The organism is Streptomyces sp. NPDC001492 (assembly GCF_053597275.1).
This window is the reverse complement of record NZ_JBSFHW010000025.1, coordinates 98,123-115,823: the sequence shown is the minus strand read 5'-3', so window position 1 is coordinate 115,823 and position 17,701 is coordinate 98,123. Positions and strand designations below refer to the sequence as shown.

Annotated in this window: 17 protein-coding genes and 1 pseudogene; 8 read left to right on the top strand and 10 right to left on the bottom strand. The window is 67.2% G+C overall.

Features of this window, described 5'->3' with window-relative positions:
- Positions 1-12: 12 nt before the first annotated feature.
- The 7 genes from ACWC1K_RS29465 to ACWC1K_RS29435 all read right to left on the bottom strand — a co-directional run bounded on the left by ACWC1K_RS29465 (position 13) and on the right by ACWC1K_RS29435 (position 7,383).
- Positions 13-756: an ABC transporter ATP-binding protein gene (locus ACWC1K_RS29465; RefSeq protein ID WP_450835768.1), complete on the bottom strand. Its 744-nt coding sequence runs from the start codon at positions 754-756 to the stop codon at positions 13-15.
- Positions 753-1,574 carry an ABC transporter ATP-binding protein gene (locus ACWC1K_RS29460; RefSeq protein ID WP_450835767.1) on the bottom strand — a complete coding sequence of 274 codons (822 nt, stop codon included), beginning with the start codon at positions 1,572-1,574 and terminating at the stop codon, positions 753-755. Before ACWC1K_RS29460 ends, ACWC1K_RS29465 begins: the two co-directional genes overlap by 4 nt.
- The gene (locus ACWC1K_RS29455; protein WP_450835765.1) at positions 1,571-2,881 is read right to left on the bottom strand and encodes a branched-chain amino acid ABC transporter permease; all 1,311 of its coding nucleotides are present in this window, start codon (positions 2,879-2,881) and stop codon (positions 1,571-1,573) included. Before ACWC1K_RS29455 ends, ACWC1K_RS29460 begins: the two co-directional genes overlap by 4 nt.
- 2 nt (positions 2,882-2,883) lie before the next feature.
- On the bottom strand, positions 2,884-3,930 hold the full coding sequence (locus ACWC1K_RS29450; protein WP_450835763.1) for a branched-chain amino acid ABC transporter permease: 1,047 nt from the start codon (positions 3,928-3,930) through the stop codon (positions 2,884-2,886).
- Between the two features lie 107 nt (positions 3,931-4,037).
- A complete protein-coding gene (locus ACWC1K_RS29445; protein WP_450835761.1) occupies positions 4,038-5,309 on the bottom strand; it encodes a branched-chain amino acid ABC transporter substrate-binding protein in 1,272 nt (423 codons plus the stop codon).
- A gap of 536 nt (positions 5,310-5,845) precedes the next feature.
- On the bottom strand, positions 5,846-6,709 hold the full coding sequence (locus tag ACWC1K_RS29440; protein WP_450835759.1) for an urea carboxylase-associated family protein: 864 nt from the start codon (positions 6,707-6,709) through the stop codon (positions 5,846-5,848).
- On the bottom strand, positions 6,706-7,383 hold the full coding sequence (locus ACWC1K_RS29435) for a GntR family transcriptional regulator (protein ID WP_450835757.1): 678 nt from the start codon (positions 7,381-7,383) through the stop codon (positions 6,706-6,708). Before ACWC1K_RS29435 ends, ACWC1K_RS29440 begins: the two co-directional genes overlap by 4 nt.
- A gap of 135 nt (positions 7,384-7,518) precedes the next feature.
- Here ACWC1K_RS29435 and speB point away from each other — a divergent pair, with 135 nt between their 5' ends.
- The 3 genes and pseudogenes from speB to ACWC1K_RS29420 all read left to right on the top strand — a co-directional run.
- Positions 7,519-8,460: an agmatinase gene (gene speB, locus ACWC1K_RS29430; RefSeq protein WP_450835756.1), complete on the top strand. Its 942-nt coding sequence runs from the start codon at positions 7,519-7,521 to the stop codon at positions 8,458-8,460.
- A gap of 446 nt (positions 8,461-8,906) precedes the next feature.
- Entirely contained in the window at positions 8,907-9,311 is a 405-nt protein-coding gene (locus ACWC1K_RS29425) for a nucleotidyltransferase domain-containing protein (protein WP_450835754.1), read from the top strand.
- A 36-nt stretch (positions 9,312-9,347) separates the two neighbouring features.
- Positions 9,348-9,720, top strand: a pseudogene (locus ACWC1K_RS29420) (helix-turn-helix domain-containing protein); the annotation flags it as partial.
- A 5-nt stretch (positions 9,721-9,725) separates the two neighbouring features.
- Here the strand turns inward: ACWC1K_RS29420 and ACWC1K_RS29415 are convergent.
- A complete protein-coding gene (locus tag ACWC1K_RS29415; protein WP_450835753.1) occupies positions 9,726-10,139 on the bottom strand; it encodes a hypothetical protein in 414 nt (137 codons plus the stop codon).
- 287 nt (positions 10,140-10,426) lie between these two features.
- Between ACWC1K_RS29415 and ACWC1K_RS29410 the strand changes: the two genes are divergently transcribed.
- Positions 10,427-10,645, top strand: coding sequence for a hypothetical protein (locus tag ACWC1K_RS29410; RefSeq protein ID WP_450835751.1), 219 nt, complete (start codon positions 10,427-10,429; stop codon positions 10,643-10,645).
- Between the two features lie 79 nt (positions 10,646-10,724).
- On the opposite strand, the gene ACWC1K_RS29405 is transcribed toward ACWC1K_RS29410, so the two are convergent.
- Both ACWC1K_RS29405 and ACWC1K_RS29400 read right to left on the bottom strand, forming a co-directional pair.
- Complete coding sequence (locus ACWC1K_RS29405; protein WP_450835749.1) at positions 10,725-11,441, bottom strand: Clp protease N-terminal domain-containing protein; 717 nt, start codon at positions 11,439-11,441, stop codon at positions 10,725-10,727.
- Between the two features lie 737 nt (positions 11,442-12,178).
- On the bottom strand, positions 12,179-12,388 hold the full coding sequence (locus ACWC1K_RS29400; protein WP_450835747.1) for an ATP-binding protein: 210 nt from the start codon (positions 12,386-12,388) through the stop codon (positions 12,179-12,181).
- A gap of 259 nt (positions 12,389-12,647) precedes the next feature.
- Here ACWC1K_RS29400 and ACWC1K_RS29395 point away from each other — a divergent pair, with 259 nt between their 5' ends.
- From ACWC1K_RS29395 to ACWC1K_RS29380, 4 genes are all read left to right on the top strand, one after another.
- Positions 12,648-13,361 (top strand): VOC family protein, encoded by a 714-nt coding sequence (locus ACWC1K_RS29395; protein WP_450835745.1) that lies wholly within the window; start codon positions 12,648-12,650, stop codon positions 13,359-13,361.
- Positions 13,362-13,811: 450 nt separating this feature from the next.
- Positions 13,812-14,354: an SUKH-4 family immunity protein gene (locus ACWC1K_RS29390; protein WP_450835744.1), complete on the top strand. Its 543-nt coding sequence runs from the start codon at positions 13,812-13,814 to the stop codon at positions 14,352-14,354.
- A 597-nt stretch (positions 14,355-14,951) separates the two neighbouring features.
- On the top strand, positions 14,952-16,523 hold the full coding sequence (locus tag ACWC1K_RS29385; protein ID WP_450835742.1) for an MFS transporter: 1,572 nt from the start codon (positions 14,952-14,954) through the stop codon (positions 16,521-16,523).
- A gap of 362 nt (positions 16,524-16,885) precedes the next feature.
- Entirely contained in the window at positions 16,886-17,161 is a 276-nt protein-coding gene (locus ACWC1K_RS29380; protein WP_450835740.1) for a hypothetical protein, read from the top strand.
- Positions 17,162-17,701 lie beyond the last annotated feature (540 nt).

The following is a 17,701-nucleotide window of genomic DNA, read 5'->3' as shown; positions in this document are numbered from 1 at the left end:
CGAGCGCCTCCCTCAGCCGCCGAGATACGCCTTGACGATCTCCTCGTCCTCGGCCAACTCGTCCGCGGGACCGTGAAGTTTCAGCGCACCGGACTCCAGGACGTAGGCCCGGTCCGCGACTTCGAGTGCGGCCAGCGCGTTCTGCTCCACCAGCAGGACCGTGGTGCCCTGCTCGCGGATCCGGACGATGGTTTCGAAGATGACGTCGACGAGCACCGGAGCCAGGCCCATGGAAGGCTCGTCGAGCAGGAGCAGTCGCGGCTTCGCCATCATCGCCCGTCCGACGGCGAGCATCTGCTGCTCACCGCCGGACATGGTGCCGGCCTGCTGGTGGAGCCGTTCCCTCAGCCGGGGGAAGAGTTCCAGGATCCTCTCCCGGTCCTCGGCGATCCCTTCCTTGTCCTTGCGCAGGAACGCGCCCATGTCGAGATTCTCGTCGACGGTCATCCGGGGGAAGATGCGCCGGCCCTCCGGGGAGTGGGCGATGCCACGTCGGACGACTTCATGATCGGGCACGCCGTTGAGCTTGCGGCCCTGGAAGGTCATCGTGCCGCCCCGGACGGGCAGCAGGCCCGAGATCGCCCGCAGGGTGGTGGACTTGCCCGCGCCGTTCGAACCGATCAGAGTGACGATCTCGCCCGGGTAGACGGTGAGCGAGAGGCCCTTCACCGCGGCGATGTTGCCGTAGTAGACGTGGATCTCGTCGAGTTCGAGCATCGGTTCGCGCGTGTCGATCACGCCGCCTGCGCCGCTCATGTGGTCTTGCCCCTTCCGGACTTGCCGAGGTACGCCTCGATGACCCGGGTGTCGGACCTGATGTCGTCCGGGCCGCCCTCGGCGATCTTCTCTCCCCTGTCGAGCACGGTGATCCGGTCGGAGACCTGCATGACGACGCTCATGTCGTGCTCGATGAGCAGGACCGAGAGGTCCTTCTCGGCCCGCACGCGCTGGACGAACTCGGCGAACCGGCCCGACTCCTGGGGGTTCATGCCGGCGCTCGGCTCGTCCAGGAGCAGGACCGCAGGGTCGAGCGCGAGCGCCCGTGCGACCTCCAGCCGCCGCTGGTCGCCGTAGGACAGATTGCGTGCGTACTCGCCGGCGACCTTGCCGATGCCGACGAAGTCCAGCAACTCCCGGGCGGTGTCGTGGGCCTGCTTCTCCTCGCGGCGCTGCCGTCGGGTGCGCACGATCGTGTGGAAGGGTCCCGACTTCAGCTTGGAGTGCATGGCGACCTTGATGTTCTCCTCGGCCGTCATCAGTCCGAAGAGCCGGATGTTCTGGAACGTACGGGCCATGCCGAGGGAGGCGATCCGGTGCGGTACGAGATTGGTGATGTCCTTGTCGCCCAGGACCACCCGTCCGCTGGTCGCCCGGTACAGGCCCGTCAGTACGTTGAAGAACGTCGTCTTGCCCGCGCCGTTGGGCCCGATCAGGCTCACCACGGACTGCTCCGGGATGGTGAAGCTGACGTCGTTGACAGCGACAAGGCCGCCGAACTTCACGGTGATGCGGTCGGCGTGCAGTTTCACGCCGGTGACGGAGTCCTGCGGTGCCGTCGGTGAGGTCGTCGTCATGCCTTCTCTCCCAGTCCGTCGGCCACAACGGTCTTCTCCGGCGCGTCGGCCACGGCGGTCTCCTGCGATGCGTCGGACACGACGGTCTGCAGCGGCTCGTCCAACTCGGGGGCGGGCGCCTCCATGTCGGCGTGCAGCGACTCCATGTCGGTCCGGCTGGGTTCGTGCAGCACCAGCCTGGTCCGCGACTCGGGCAGGATGCCCTCGCGGCGGAACAGCATCATCAGCACGAGGATGCCGCCGAACAGCAGGTAGTTGTACGACGGGAAGTTGATGTCCGTCCCGAACTGCTCGTTGAAGGACGTCCCGAACTGCGGCAGGCCGGTGGAGTTGACCCAGGCGAGGACGAGGGCGCCGAGCATGACCCCCCAGACGTTGCCCATGCCGCCGAGCACGACCATCGCCAGCAGGGTGATGGAGATCGAGAAGTTGAACCGGTCGGGCAGGACGCCTCCGACATGCGTGGCGAAGGCGACGCCCGCCAAGCCTCCCGCCACCGCGCCGACGGCATAGGCCGAGAGCTTGGTGCGCATGAGCGGCACGCCCATCATGCTCGCGGCGAGCTCGTCCTCACGGATGGCCAGCCAGGCGCGGCCGAGCCGGCCCTCGCGCAGCCGCAGCGAGATGAAGACGACGACGGCGGCGATCCCCACGAAGATCAGGTACTTCCACACCAGGTCGAACGGCCCGAGTCTGGTCGAGCCGATGCCGATCGGGTCGACCGGGGTGATGCCCTTCGTGCCGTTCGTCAGGTTGAAGCCGCCGATGTCGTCGCCGTTGGTGAAGACCTGCGGGATGATCTCGCCGAAACCGAGCGTCACCAGCGCGAGGTAGTCGCTCTTCAGCCGCAGGGTGGGCGCGCCGATGATCACGCCCCACAGCGCACAGAACGCACCGGCGACGAGGAGCACCAGCCAGAAACTGACGTGGATACCCGGAACGGTGCCCAGAGATCCGCCGAAGACATGGACGTTGACCTGGTAGAAGAAGCTGGACATCAGCCAGCCGGCGGTGTAGCCGCCCAGTGCCCAGAAGGCGACGAAGCCCAGGTCCAGCAGACCGGCGTAACCGACCACGATATTGAGACCCAGCGCGCAGATCACCCAGACCAGCGCCTCGTTGACCGAGGTGAGCGGCAGCCAGTTGCGGAAGAACGTCTGGCCGTCGGGACCCAGGTTCGGGATCACGTAGTAGTACGCCAGGAACACCAGGAGCGCAGCCGCGCTGTACCCGAGCGGCCAGCGCATACGGTGCGGTATGGCCAGGCCCGGCTTCCGCCGTGCCCGGCTCGGAGCCTCGGAAGCCATGGCTACACCTTCTCCGTGGTCGGTCGGCCCAGCAGGCCTTCGGGTTTGAAGACCATCAGCAGGATGAGGATGGTGAAGACGACGCTCTGGGACCACCGCTGTCCGAACCCGTAGGGCAGACCGTCGTTGAAACCCTGGATGACGCCGATGAGCAGCCCGCCCAGCACGGCGCCGGTGATGTTGCCGATGCCGCCGAGGACCGCGGAGGTGAAGGCGATGAGCCCCATCTGGTACCCCAGGTTGTACGCCGTGGTGCCCACGACCTGCTGGTACATGACGCCCGCGGTACCGGCCAGCGCCCCGCCGAGCAGGAACGTGAAGGAGATGGTCCGGTTCACGTTGACGCCCATCAGCCGGGCGGCGTCCTGGTCCTGGGCCACGGCCCGCATCGCCTTGCCCTGCCTGGTGCTGGTGACCACCCACCTCAGCAGCAGCAGGACCGGCACGGTCACCACGACGACGGCCAGCAGGCTGTAGTCGACCCTGAAGCCGCCGATCCCGAAGTCCCCTTCGGGGAGAACGGAGGGCCACTGCTTGGGCGTCGAGCCGTTCCACTTCAGGCCGACGAACTGCAGCATGAAGCTCATGCCGACCGCGGTGATCAGCGGGGCCAGCTTGGGAGCCCGCCGCAGGCGCCGGTAGGCCACGAACTCCAGGGTCACGTTGACGCCGCCGCAGAAGGCCATGGTGGCGACCAGCGTGACGAGGAAGAGCACCCAGCCGAGGAGGTTCGACTGGTCCGCGCCCATGACGGTGGTCAGCAGAAAGCCGCTGAAGAGGGCTCCGAGCATGAACAGGTCGCCGTGAGCGAAGTTGATCAGCTCGATGATGCCGTAGACGAGGGTGTACCCGAGCGCGATGAGCGCGTAGAGCATCCCGTTGCTGAATCCCTCGGCGCCCGCCGAGAAGAACTGTGACGGTGAGTGGATCAGATTGACGGCCAGCCAGACGACGACGCCGAGCAGGATGACGTACGTGGCATAGCGTTGGAAGACCGCCTTGCGGTCGATCGTGGAGGGCGCCACGACGCTGGTGGCAGTTGCTGCCATGAAGGTCCTCGCGAGGGGTTGGGCTGACGATGTGGAGGGCCGGCCGCGAAGCCGGTCGCGGGGCGGGCGGCACCCGGTCGGATGCCGCCCGCCCCGCGGGCCTCAGGTCAGCTGGTGACGGGCCACGGCTTCAGGAAGTTCTCGGTGTTGTTCTTGACGTTGATCACCGAGATGTCCAGGACGTCGACGTCACCGGTCTTCGGGGAGATGGTGAGCTTCTTGCCCACGGCCGAGACGTCGGCCGGGATGCTGATCCCGCTGCCCGAGAACACCTGGTCCCGGATGCTCTTGCGGGTCCCGTCGGATCCCTCGATCGCCTTCAGCATCACCTGAAGGGCCTCCACCGCGTAGAGCGCGTAGTTGGTGGCCGGATCGGAGCCGTACTTCTTCTTGTAGGCGTTGAGCAGCTTCGCGCCGACGCCGCCCTGCTCGCGCAGGGTCGTGGTGGTCAGGCCCGCGAAGGTGAGGTACGAGCCCTGGGCCTGCGCCAGCTTGTCGAAGTCCGGGTAACCGCTGAAGCCGTCGGGGGCGATGAGCTTCACCTTGGAGTTGTCGCCGAGGACCTTGACTTTGTCCTTGACCAGCTGGCCGCCGTTGTTGTCGAAGATGCCGCCGAGGTAGACGCAGTCCGGGTTCGCCGCCTTGATGCTGGTGAACAGCGCGGTGTAGTTGGGCTGCTTGAGGTCCCAGGCCTGGTTGCCGAGCACCTTGATGCCCTGCTTCTTCGCCTCGTCCGCGAACGCCTTGGCAACTCCCTGACCGTAGGTCTGGTTGTCATTGAGGACGTAGCACTTCTTGACGCCGAGGTCCTTGGCGGCGAACTGGGCTCCCGCCGCGCCCTGGTAGTCGTCGGTCGCAATGACACGGGCGTAATTGCGCTTTCCGGACGGGAAATACTTCTCCGGCTCGCCCGGGTCCCAAGCCTTTGTCAGACCGGGGTTGGTGTTCGCGTGGGACACCATCAGCATGGGGCCCTTCGGGTCCTGGTTCAGAACCGGTACCTCGATCTTCGCGCAGCCGGAGTTGTAGGTGCCCATGACCGCGACCTCTTCGGTGTTGGCCACGTGGTCCTGCGCGTTCTTGGCGCATGTCGCGTCGTCCCAGGCGCCCTTGGCGGCCGTCGAGTCGTCGTAGACCTTCAGCTTCACCTTGAACTTTCCGGCTTTGCCGCCTATCTGGTTCAGGTAGAGCTGCATCGCGTTGACCGTCGATTCGGACGCGTCCTTCGACGCTCCCTGAAGCGGCAGGTCCACACCGATGACGAGCGTGCCTCCGCTCGACGAGCTGTCGTCCGAGCTGCCCGAGGCATTGCCTCCGCAGGCGCTCACTGCGAGCCCGGTCACCGCGACCATGGCGAAAATCTTGGCTGATCTGGACATCCCACTCCTCATCACCGCAGGTAGGGTGGAATTTGGAGTGCCAGTGTTACGGGAGAACACCTTCCATTGTTCTCATTGTGTTTCGGAATTGAACTGTGACCGTACTGCGAAGTAAGCAGAGGACACGCCAAAGGAAGCGGCCAGTAGGCGGATTGGGTCGCCCTGGGCCCGCCATCCACCTGGCAGTAGTGAATTCGCGCTACGCAGCTGTCAATGCTGCCGAAATACTGTGTGCGACCCGGATGACGAGTTGTTTCGGTCGCTTGTTGCCGCCCTTGTCCCTGGACCCGCCACCCCTGAATTGCTCGCGGTTGTACGGCGCGGCGGCGACTCCGCGGCGCCTCACGTGAGGGGAGGAGCTGAGCAGTTCGTCGAGCGCCTCGACCCGCCCCTGGTCCCACGCACGGCCTGCCACAGCTTGTATGGCAGGGGACAGTAGGGAATCGGCCTAGAGCTGTCAATCCTTGATCTCCCTCTTCCCACCCGTGTCCGTTGCCGTGGCACAGCGCGAGAAGGAAAGGAGGGGTGCCGGATGGTCAGGACGGCGCCCCGGTGTCGCTCCATTCCGGCCGCCGGATGCCGTGCAGATTGCGGTAGGCGGCCCGGGCCGGCGGGGTCCAGCCGTCCAGCAGGGCGCTGTCCGGGCGGAGGATCTCGATGCCGAGGGGGCGGCACACGTCCAGGGGGTCGCGGGCTTCGGGGCCCCACAAGGGGACCGACAAGTCACCGCCGGGGCAGGTGGACAGGGCGCACAGCAGGTCGGTCTCGGCGAAGAACTCGAAGTAGTCGCCCTCGCGCGCGGGGCAGTCCTTCATGAAGTACTGGTCGTCGGCGTTGAGCCCGGTGCACTGGAAGACGTTCAGCACGTCGTGCACGTCGAACTCGGTGAGGCCGTACGGCAGGACGGCCCGTACGAGGTTCGAGTGGCAGTGGAAGTCGAAGTCCTCGCCGGTGAGCATCCGGTTGACGTACGGGTCGCAGCGCGTGCCCAGCAGGTCGTGCACGCGACCGCCGTCGGCGTCGACACCGTAGTCGGCGAGACTGTCGGCGGTGACCGTGAACAGGGGCCGCAGGAAAGGCAGGTTGGACCACACCCGGTCGTACGTGGAGATGTGCGCCCGCTGGAGCTGGCGGGTCCGGGCGGCCCACATGCGTTCGCGCGGATCGTGGAGGTTCCACACGTTGAGGTCACCGACCTGCGGTCCCTCGATGGTGACGATGCGACAAAGATGACCCTGCGGAACGGTCCAGGCCCGGCCGGAGCGGATCGGTATCTCGAAGGCCTCCACCGGTTCGTGGCGTACGCCCGCGAAGCGGTCGTAGAAGTCCCGGTCGACGTCGAGGGCGCCGCCCTCGGTCGACCGGTAGGCGGCTGCGGCCTTGGACGGCTGCGTGGTCATGGGGGCGTGCCTTTCGTCCGGGAGTCCGCGCGCACGGCGTCCAGCACCTGGCGTTCGGAGTCGTCGAGGTAGAGCCTCAGAGCATCCTTCGCGTCCTGGCGGCGACCGCCACGTACGAGATTGCAGATTTCGCGATCACGGGCCACCCATGGCTCCTGGTATTCCGCCTCGTCGGCCATGACGGCGAAGGCCAGCCTGAGTTGGGCGACGATGACGCGGAAGAACGCGTCCGTGCGGTGGCTGCCCAGCAGGGCAACCAGGGCCTGATGGAAGCGCAGGGAGGACGTGCCGACTTCGTTCCACGCCTCGGCGGTGACCGCGGCCTCCGCCGTCGCGACCGTCGCCTCCAGCGCGTCGAGCAACGGCTCGGCTGCGAACGGGCTTTCCTCGACGGCGGCGAGCTCGATGGCCCGGCGGGCGATGAAGATGTCCCGCACGTCCGTAGCCGAGAGTGTCGTCACCGCCGTGCCCTTGTGCAGTCGCTGCACCACCAGGCCCTCGTCGTGCAGGGTGCGGAGTGCTTCCCGCAGCGTGTTCCGCGACACCCCGAACTCGGCTGCCAGCGCCACGTCCCGCAGGGGCGTGCCGGGCGGCAGCCGCCCCGCCACGATCCGCTCGCGCAAGGCGTCGGCCACCCCTGCGAAGCGGCCGAGGCCCGTGATGGTCTGCGACATGGCGGCAGGATAGCGCAGGAATGTTGAACAACAACTATGGCGTTACACGGCAGAAACCACCACAGGGCACCCTGTACATCACCCGATTGTTGAACAGTTCCGGGACGAGACCGCGCCGCTGGACAGGAGTGCCGTATGCCCGACCCGATCCGCCCGGTGTCCGGCACCGACGTCCCCCGCTTCGCCGGAACCGGATCCTTCGCACGGCTGCCCGAGATCGACCGGGTCGGCGACTACGACGTAGCCGTGCTCGGAGTCCCCTTCGACGCCGGCACCTCGTATCGCCCCGGTGCCCGGTTCGGCCCCATGGCCGTGCGCCAGGCGTCCCGCCATCTCCGGCCCGGACACCACGTCGAGTTGGACACCGCGCCCTTCGACCGGATCCAGGTCGTCGACGCCGGCGACGTCCCGGTCACGCCCTTCTCCATCGACACGGCCCTCGGCCAGGTCGAAGGGTACGCCCGGGAGGTCGGGTACGGCGGGCGCAGGGTGCTGGCGATCGGCGGCGACCACACCGTCGCGCTGCCGATGCTGCGCTCGGTGGTACGCGAGCACGGGCCGGTCGCGCTGGTCCACTTCGACGCGCACCTGGACACGTGGGACACGTACTTCGACGCCCCGACGACGCACGGTACCGTCCTCCGCCGCGCCTTCGAGGAGGGGCTGCTGGTCGAGGACCACTCCATCCATGTGGGGATTCGCGGCCCGCTGTACGAGCGGGCGGACATGGACGAGGACAAGCGGCTCGGCTTTCGCACCATCCGGGCGAGCGACCTCGACGACCTCGGCGCCTCCGGTACGATCCAGGCCGTCACGGAACGGGTCGACGACCTGCCGGTGTATCTGTCCATCGACATCGACGTACTGGACCCGGCCTTCGCCCCCGGTACGGGCACCCCGGAGTCGGGCGGCCTGACCAGCCGCGAACTGCTGCGTGTGCTGCGCGGACTCACGGACGTGCACCTCGTCGGCGCGGACGTGGTGGAGGTGGCCCCGGCGTACGACCACGCCGAGATCACGTCGATCGCCGCGGCAACGGTCCTGTTCGACATCATCTGCCTCATGTCCCGCAGGTAGAAGGCGCGAACCCGCGGTCCTGCATGACGAGGGGTGCCCGGTCGTCGCCTGTTCCTCCCCCAGGGCGTCGGTGATCCCGTGGGCCGGCCCCAGCTCGCCGTCGCCGGCGGGTCGCGCGCCGACCACGTCCCAGGCCACACCTGCTCGGCCGACCGCGAAGCCGTGCTCGTCCACGAGCGCACCCGATGGGGCTGGCTCGCCTGGACCGTCCCCGGCGACGGCAGTCCGCCCGAGATCCCTCACCAGATCGGACAGGTGCAGGGATCCGGGGAACGGCGCCAGGGCGAGGTGCTGGGCAGGTCGCCGGGTCAGCCGGCGCAGTGTGCTCATCCCGGCCGCGACCTGTGCGCAATGCCTGGCCCACCCCGTGCGTCGCCCTCATCGGCCTGTTCACGGGGCTGGTCGCCGCCCGCCACGGCGTCCCTGTCGACATCACGCGTGCCCACGTGGACATCGACTGGTTCGCCTGGGCGGAGGACGCTCCTGCATTGACCGGCGGCCTGCTGCGTTCCGGCTGTGAGCCGCTGTCCGGGTCGCCTGCCGACCAGCAGCTCGATTTCTGCAAGGAGGACGTGGAGAGCGGCTTCGCTCTCTTGAGCAAGGACCGGTTCGGGCGCGTTGTGGTCGCCGGCGGCCCCTGGGCCGGGGAGGTGTGGCCAGCGGGCATGCTCGATGCTCCTGTTGGCCACATCGGGGCACTGCGGTGCCGGATCATCAGTCCCCGCGGCCAGATCAAGATCAAGCTGATGATGCCGGTTCGGGTTCCGGGCCGGTCCCGCCGCAGGAAGGACACCGAGGACATCGCCCGGCTGGAAGCGGCCCTGCGGGAGCAGGGCACTCGCCCGGCATGAGGGCGTGAACACGCGTGCAGCCGCTGACGTCTGCACGTGGCAGAACCGCTGCGCTTAGGCCAGATCGATGACGACGAGGGCCGCCGGCTGCTGAGAATCATGCGCCGTGGCTCCGGCTCGGTGGTGACCTGGCGGCGCGCGCAGATGGTGCTGCCGTCTGCCCAGGGCATGTCCGTGGTGAAGGTCGCCGAGGTGACGTTCACCAGTGCGGACCGGGGCCCGGGACGTGATCCACAACTTCAGTGCCGACGGCTTTGAGGCGCTCCACCCGAAGTACAAGGGCGGTCGGCCCAGGACGTTCACCCAGCCCGAGCGGCGCGAGATCAAGAAGATCGCCACGTCCAAGCCAGCCGAGCACCGCCTGCCGTTCTCGACCTGGAGCCTGGCCAAGCTGGCCGACTTCCTAGTGCCGCATCAGTCAACGTTCGCCCTGATGAGGAACCAAGCCAACACCGCCACGCCGATGGGTAGCGCAACAAGGTAGCCGACGAGGATACCGACGCCCGGATCAGCGAGCGCAGGAAAGGCCCAGTTCACTGCTGCAGCCACGAGCAGTCTCACCGTTGCCAGCACAAGGAGAGCGGCGACAACAGCAAGCCGACGCGGCGGGGCGGCCCCGCGGTACAACTCAGCCGCAGGCCCGATCGCGATCAGGCCCGTCATGAGGCCGACGAGACCGGTGTCGGGCAGCCACCCGAACGGCCACCCCACCAGAGCGACCAACCCGGAGAAAGCGAGGCCGACCAGTTCCAGCTCGACGGTGGACACCACCGGGTCCCACGAGGGGTGTCGGATCGAGCCGCTCCCACTGTCTTTTTCATCGGCCACGTCGTCAGAGTAGCCATCGGTAGGGCGAACGTTGCCTGATGCGGCGCTAGGTGGCTGTCCCGTGCGGGGCTGGGCGTGCGGCCCTGCTGTTCCCGACAGTCCAGCGGGCCCTCGGCAATGGTGGCGATCCCCGAGCGGCGGCCCGCCGCATCGTCGGCGCAACTGGCCCTGTGACCAATCGATTTCCGGCTCCGGCGTGCCTCCAGCACGTTTTCCGCGGAACACCAGCGGATAGGGTGACATCGAGTCGAACACTCGGGCCAGACCTTCCGCGGGGGCATGCGTTGGTGACGATCGCTGTATTTTTCGGCCTGCTCGCGGGAGCTGTGGGCACGCTCGTCTGGGTGTTACTTCGACGCGACAACGGGCCGACGGAGAATGCAGACGGCCTGCTGATCGAGGAGGCGCGGCGCCAGGCTGCCGACCGCGATCGGAGATCCTTCAACGCGCTGGCCCAGCACAATATGACGCCCACCATGGGGGACAGCTACCAGACCAAGCGCTGAGCCTGTCAGTTATCCAGTGCGGCGGGGTTTCGTGCCGACCTTGTGGTGAGCAGGCCGGAATTGGTGCAGGGGGTTGTGGTCAGCCGTTCTGCGATGAGCGGGTGTCCGCAGTCGTGTCGTTGAGGACGGCTGGGTCGAAGCCGGCCTCGGTCAGTACGTTGGCGGCCACTCCGCGACCGACCTGGGCAAGGCCGATCAGCAGGTCGTCGCAGTCGATGTACTCGGAGCCGTTCTGCTCGGACCACGCCTCCGCGATGGCGATGGCCTTGCGGGAGTAGGGCGTCCATGCGATGCGTTCGGCTGCTTGGGAGGCGCCCATGCTCAGCCGGGTCCCGACGGACCGGTGGACCGTCTCCGGTGAGACGCCGGCGGCCTGCAGGAGCTGGGTGGCACTGTTGTCCTGTGCGGTCAGCCCCCAGAGCAGGTGCTCAGTGCCGATGTAGTTATTGCGGTGCTGCACCGCCGCCTGTTTGACGTGGACCATCGCCTGGCGGAGGTCGTCGGTCATCGTCTCGGGGCCGTATCGCTTGTGCGGTGCGTGGAAACGCTGCTGGACCGCCTGTCGAGTCACGCCCAGGGCGGCTCCGATGTCGGTCCATGAGGAGCCGTGCATCCGGCAGTGCTCGACGTAGTCCTCGACCAGGTCATCTGCCAGCGCCTGCATCTGGCCTGCGAGTTGGGCGGCGACGGTCAGGATGGCGAGCCAGTCCGGCTGTTCTTGTCCGCCGGGGCGGTGCGCGGTGTCGCATCTGCGGTCGACTTCCGCGATGAGATCGTCCAAGTCTGGAAGAGCCATGAGGCAAGTACGCCTTGACAATTCAACATTGTCAAGGCGTACTTGCCTTGCTTCATGCGCGTGTCGGGGGAGTCTCCGCATCGGGATGATGTCGGGACCGGTGGGCAGGGGAGGACGTGCGGCTTCTGGCGTGGCCAGCGGAGCGACGATGGTCACGGGCTGCTGGCAGTGCTGGCAGTGCTGGCAGTGCTGGCAGTTGGGGGTTGCCGCGGGCTCCAACGGGTCTCGTTGGGCGACGAGTTGGTGCCCGGGGCGAGTGACGGCTTTGGGCGGTGGCGGGAATTCTGGCCCTGTCTGCGGCGGTGGAGCGCCGCTTCACCCAGGCGGCGGGCCAGGGCCTCTTCGCGTTCATGCTCGCGCTGCCGTTCGGCATCCTTGCGGCATGCGGGCGAGCAGTGGACCCGCCGCACCGTGGAGGGGGGCGTCGAAGACGTTCTCGAAGGTCGGGCAGGTCCGCAGCTCGTGGTCCTCGCTGCTGTTGAACGCTTTGTGCCGGCACTGGGGAGAGCAGCAGACGCGACGTTTCGCGCGGCCGTAGGCGGTCAACTCGCCTGCGTAGACCGGGCAGGCCATCTGCGTGGGATCTTCTGCCGGTTGGCCTCGCGCCAGGTGGGTGAGCAGAACACCTGCCGGCTGGTGCTGCTGGCGATGGCGAAGACGGTTTCGCAGACCGGGCAGCGTCGGGTCATAGCGTCGGTGCCCTCGGCGATGATGGGCTGGTCAGGAGACACGGGCGTTCACTCCCATCCGCAAGGCGTCCGCCTGGTTCTGGTGGTTGCGCCGCCGGTAGGAGGGGCCGTCGATGCCGACGAGACCGCGGCTCGGTGCAGGAGCCGGTCGAGCATCGTCGCGGCAACGGTGCCGTCGCCGAAAGTGCCTGCCCAGTCGGCGATCCCGACATCGGGCGTCAAGATCGTCGAAGACTTCAGATACCGCTGGTTGATCACCTGGAAGGGCGGAGGCGCCGTCCTCCAGCAGCGGCAGATAGCCCAACTCGTCAACGATCAGCGGTTTGGGGCCGACCATCAAGCGCACGCAGGCTGTCCACGACACACCAGGACCAACGACACCATCGACACCGCCTCCTCAACCGTCACGGTACGAGGAGCACTTCGCCGCAGGAGAGCTGTACCTATCCTCGTTCAAGGCGCTGACATGGCGCCCTGCCGACAGTTGGCACTCAACGGACCGAGGAAGCGTGGCGCAATGACCAGCCGACTCATCGCACTCTCCTTCGACGCGCACCAGCCGGAGCGCCTAGCGCACTTCTGGTCCGGGGTCCTGGGCTTGGAGAGAGCCGACGATTCCTACGACGACGTCGCCCTGATGTCCGGGAATGACGCCGGCTACCGCCTCGGCTTCCGTCCCACCCAGGCGCAGAAGGTCGCCCAGAACCGGCTGCACTTCGACCTGACCAGTTCCTCCTGGGAGGACCAGCAGGAGACTGTGGCCAGGGCGCTCGACCTCGGCGCGCAGCACGCCGATGTCGGCCAGGGACCGGACGCGTCCCATGTGGTGCTCGCCGACCCCGAGGGCAACGAGTTCTGTGTCATCGAGCCGGGCAACAGATTCCTCGCCGGCTGTGGCTTCATCGGGGCGCTCGCCTGCGATGGTTCGCAGGCCGTGGGCTACTTCTGGAGCGAGGCGCTGGGCTGGCCGCTGGTCTGGGACCAGGACGAGGAGACCGCCATCCAGTCGCCGAACGGCGGTACGAAGATCACATGGGGCGGTCCGCCGTTGATGCCGGACCCCGGCAAGGACCTGCACTTCGACCTCGCACCGGACGGCGATCAGCAGGCGGAGGTCGAGCGCCTGCTCTCCCTCGGAGCCAAACATCTCGACTCCTCCCACCGCGAGGACGGCGCGGTGCTGCTGACCGACCCCGACGGCAACAAGTTCCGCGTGCTCAGACACCCGTAGCCGGCACCCACGGGAGCCCCGGTCGGCGGTGGCTGCGGCGGGCAACGCAGCAGAAATTCAAACAGGTACCCATCACCAAAACGGCAGCTCAACGCGTCCCACGAGGAGTGCCACATCCAGCTCCCAATGGCTCTTCCCCGGCCGCCATCCCGGACAGCCGATGAACCCGGTCAGCCTCCAGGCCCATCTGCGCGAGATCGGCGTCCCGCCGCAGCGCGGCAGGGCCTCCGCAATCAGACACCTCGTCCTCCAAGCCCCGGCCCCGTCATCGCGAAGGCGCTCGGCTATCACGACAAGACCACTACCCGCCTGGTCACCGAGGCCGGTGGAACCTGGAGCCGATTCGCCTCCGGCGATCACTGAGAGGTGTGTCGTCCCTGATGGGGCCACGTGCTTGTCAGCCCTGCTCGGTAGGGTCCGCATCGCAGCCAGCCGCGGAAGGACTCTTGCATGACAACGTTTGACGAGCTCACTGCCTGGGCCGGCACAGGGAACGTCACACGGGCAGACTCGGCAGTCGTGTCGGGCTGGCAGATCCCCGAGGATCAGAAGGCACTACTGGTTGAGGTCGGGATCCCCATCGTCGATCAGTTGATCGAGTACGTATCGTTCCAGGTGGAGGCGGCTCCAGCACTCCAGACGGCAGATGGTGGGTCGCTCTACCGCCTCACCCGGAATCACCATGGCGACCTCGTGCCCGGCATGGAATGGTCGTTCGGCGTCGAACCCGGGACAGGCACGGTCCACTACGTCCTTCCCCAAGGCGAGGCATGGTTCGCCAACTCATCCATCGACCTGTGGCTGCGGACCCTGCACCGCTACGGCCTGCACGTCAGCGAGTCCGAGATCCTCAGCGATCCGGATGACCGCGAGGATGAAGCCCTGGCCGAGCTCAGCATGCTCGCTGACGAACTCAAGAAGATCGATCCGCCTGCCTTCGGCGGCTACAACGGGTTCATCTGGGCCGAGTTCCTCGACCGCTGGCTCTGGTAGTTGCCCGTGGCCGCCACGATCCCGAAGCGATCACTCACCGTGTCCGGCGCGTCGAGCGGCTCGCGAATACGCGAGACCGCAACATGCGAGCCCACCAGTCCAGAGGCCGGTCACCGAATGGACCAACGTCCTGACCACCCTTCACCTCAGCTGACGGCCAGCTCGATCGTCGCCCGGCTCACGGACGCGCTGACGTCCGGCAGGTGCCTCTCCGTCATCGACGGCTCGCGCGGCATCGCCCCCGTCTCCGAACAGGCTCAGGTCGCCTACATCGACCTGTCACCGAGTGGCGCCCCGGGCCCGGTTCGCCCACGCCCGAGGTCATCGCCGAGCACGGGGATCTCGCCCGCGAGCCGTGACCGGCGACCCTGTTCTCGGCCACGGCACCTCGCCCTCGGGGCCGGACTCCGCGCGGCCCGGACCCGGCCCTTTGCGCTACTGCAAGGCGCCAGGGGCACTGCGCGATGCCCCCCCCGGTCGGCGATCTCACACGTATGACCTCAACGATCACGGGCAGAAGCCTGGCATGCGGCGGGCTCGCGCCTGCCGCAGAATTCGCCTCAGCGAAGCTGCACGTGGTGGAGAGAGGGTGGAAACGTGGCCGGTGCCGTGTCCGACGGAGGGTCCGATCCGGGGCCGGCGCAGGTGTCGAAGGCGGTCACGGAACTGCCCCGGCAGGTGCGCGAGGAGCTTACGCGCCGGCTGCGGCGCAAGAAGTACGCCTTCCGAACTGACGACGTACAGGTCGTCGAGCCGCCGCTGCTGCGCCGCGCGGTCGGCGCCTCGGCGCTCGGCAACTGCATGGAGTGGTTCGACTTCGGCGTCTACAGCTACCTGGCCGCCACCATCGGCAAGGTCTTCTTCCCGGGAGCCTCTTCGGGCGCGCAGGTCGTCTCGTCCTTCGCCACGTTCGCGGCCGCGTTCGTCGTGCGGCCCCTCGGCGGTCTGGTCTTCGGCCCTCTGGGCGACCGCCTGGGCCGGCAGAAGGTACTGGCCACCACCATGATCATGATGGCGATCGGCACCTTCGCCATCGGTCTCATCCCCAGCTACGCGACGATTGGCATCGCCGCGCCGATCCTGCTGCTCGTCGCCCGGATGGTGCAGGGCTTCTCCACCGGAGGCGAGTACGGCGGCGCCACCACGTTCGTGGCCGAGTACTCACCGGACCGGCGCCGCGGATTCCTTTCCAGCTGGCTGGACTTCGGCACCTTCGTGGGCTACGCACTCGGCTCCGCACTGGTGACCGTGCTGAACCTGGCGCTCACCGACGACCAGATGCTGGCCTGGGGCTGGCGGCTGCCGTTCCTGATCGCGGGACCGCTGGGCGTGATCGGCCTCTACATGCGGCTCAAGCTGGAGGAGTCGCCGGCCTTCCAGCAGCAGCTGGACGAGCACGAGAAGAGCGTGGCCCAGAAGTCGGCGGGCAGCGAGCTCAAGTCCATCGTTACGAAGTACTGGCGGCCGCTGCTGATCTGTATGGGGCTGGTGCTCCTGTACAACGTCACGAACTACATGGTCACCGGTTTCCTGCCGACGTATCAGACGGAGACGTTGAACCGCTCCAGCAGCTCGGCTGACGTGCTGGTCCTGACCGGCATGGTGTGGATCGTCGTGCTGATCACCTTCATCGGCCGCCTCAGCGACCGGATCGGCAGGCGTCCCGTCTACGGGGTATCGGCAGCCGCGATGATCGTGCTCGCTGTGCCGTCCTTCCTGCTGATCAAGATGTCCGGGACGTGGCCGCCGATCTTCGGCGTGCTGATCCTCTCCACGCTGCTTGCCTGCTTCGCGGCGCCGAGCGCCGCCACCTTGCCGGCGCTCTTCCCGACGGCCGTCCGGTACGCCGCGATGGGCATCGGTTTCAACATCGCGGTCGCGGCGTTCGGAGGCACCACCCCGCTCGTCACCGAAGCCCTGGTCAACCTCACCGGCGACGACATGATGCCCGCCTACTACCTGATGTTGGCCGGGGTGATCGGCCTGGTGACGGTGAAGTTCCTGCCGGAGACCGCACAGGTCCCGCTCAACGGCTCGCAGCCGATGGTTGGATCGCGTGAGGAGAGGCAGGAACTGATCACCATCTCCCAGGAGCTGTACCAGGTCTCTGCGCATCAGCGCGAAGGTGCCCCGCAGTCGGAGTCGTCATCCCGCTCCCGCCGGCCCTGACGCGGAGAACCGCGCGGCAAGGTACAGCGGGCAGGTCTGGGCACCGGCGGAGCAGCGCGTCGATCTGGACATCGCACTCGCCGCCGCAGACGACTACGCCAGTCACACGTACGCGGCACATCCGGCTACGAACGGCTCCCCAGGACCGCTTCGACGCCGGGGACCTGGTCGAGGATGCTCTGTTGGACCCCGGCGAACGGGACGGCGCCCCGCCCCGGATGAGCTCGCCGTCCGCCGGGCGCCAGCTCCGGCCGTCGTACGCCGCCAGGAGCGCGCGGATGCTCCGAACAGGACCTCCAACAGCAACTCCGGCGGTGCCTCAACGACAACACCATCCCCCGGGAGCACGCGTCATCGGCGCCATGGTCAGGCTCTATGCCGTCCCCGTCTCTCGCACCGTCGAACTGACCACCGACCGCTTCCACCGTGACGAGAACGGCGCCTACCTCACCCTCGACCGCCACCCCGTTCTCTTGCCGCCGAAGCCGGCCCTCCTCATCAAGGAACAGATCCCCCGGCCCGTGACCGACTCACGGATGCTCCAGCAGTTCGGCCTCGGCGGACCGGACTTCACCGACCACACGCCCCGGCTCGTGATAACGGCTGGACCGGAAGATCAGCCCTCGGCGGATGCCTAAGAGCTCGTAACACGATCATGATCGCGTTACGAGCCCTTACGCCCATCTGGAAGAAACGCGATCGAGGAGTTCACCTCCGACAGTGCCGAGTAGGCCTTCTTCCGGTTCAGTTTCTTCATCGGCAGATCTTTTGGCCTCGCCGTTCCTGCTTTCAACTTCAGCGGTCGGCTTGGGCCGATCACTTGACCTTTCGGAGGCGGGTTTTTGCATAGCGACCGCGGATCCACCAGCCACTCCGATCGCGGCAAGCAGGACAGGGGTGGCGATCAAAATGGCGAAGACTCTAGGTGCACGCATGGTTTCCCGCCTCGTCTAGGACAACGTCGCCACGAAGCTACCTCGCTGATCATTCCGAAAAACCGCTCAGCGAACTACGCACTCGCATGGCCGAGCGCGCCAGCCCTCTGCGAGATGGTCAAATTCACCGGCCTTGGCTCAAGTAGTCGTGTCGTGGTGAAGCGTGGGAGCGTGGCCCTGGGTCGTGGGCGATGGCCTTAGTGGGGAAGCGGGGCGGGATGAGCGTGGTGTGGGCGGCGACGT

Excerpts from the sequence above, each read along its gene's own strand:
- ACWC1K_RS29435 (WP_450835757.1), bottom strand. The coding sequence starts at position 7,383 with ATGTCGCAGACCATCACGGGCCTCGGCCGCTTCGCAGGGGTGGCCGAC.
- ACWC1K_RS29455 (WP_450835765.1), bottom strand. The coding sequence starts at position 2,881 with ATGGCTTCCGAGGCTCCGAGCCGGGCACGGCGGAAGCCGGGCCTGGCC.
- ACWC1K_RS29445 (WP_450835761.1), bottom strand. The coding sequence starts at position 5,309 with ATGTCCAGATCAGCCAAGATTTTCGCCATGGTCGCGGTGACCGGGCTC.
- speB (WP_450835756.1), top strand. The coding sequence starts at position 7,519 with ATGCCCGACCCGATCCGCCCGGTGTCCGGCACCGACGTCCCCCGCTTC.
- ACWC1K_RS29465 (WP_450835768.1), bottom strand. The coding sequence starts at position 756 with ATGAGCGGCGCAGGCGGCGTGATCGACACGCGCGAACCGATGCTCGAA.
- ACWC1K_RS29460 (WP_450835767.1), bottom strand. The coding sequence starts at position 1,574 with ATGACGACGACCTCACCGACGGCACCGCAGGACTCCGTCACCGGCGTG.
- ACWC1K_RS29405 (WP_450835749.1), bottom strand. The coding sequence starts at position 11,441 with ATGGCTCTTCCAGACTTGGACGATCTCATCGCGGAAGTCGACCGCAGA.
- ACWC1K_RS29395 (WP_450835745.1), top strand. The coding sequence starts at position 12,648 with ATGACCAGCCGACTCATCGCACTCTCCTTCGACGCGCACCAGCCGGAG.
- ACWC1K_RS29390 (WP_450835744.1), top strand. The coding sequence starts at position 13,812 with ATGACAACGTTTGACGAGCTCACTGCCTGGGCCGGCACAGGGAACGTC.
- ACWC1K_RS29450 (WP_450835763.1), bottom strand. The coding sequence starts at position 3,930 with ATGGCAGCAACTGCCACCAGCGTCGTGGCGCCCTCCACGATCGACCGC.
- ACWC1K_RS29440 (WP_450835759.1), bottom strand. The coding sequence starts at position 6,709 with ATGACCACGCAGCCGTCCAAGGCCGCAGCCGCCTACCGGTCGACCGAG.
- ACWC1K_RS29380 (WP_450835740.1), top strand. The coding sequence starts at position 16,886 with ATGGTCAGGCTCTATGCCGTCCCCGTCTCTCGCACCGTCGAACTGACC.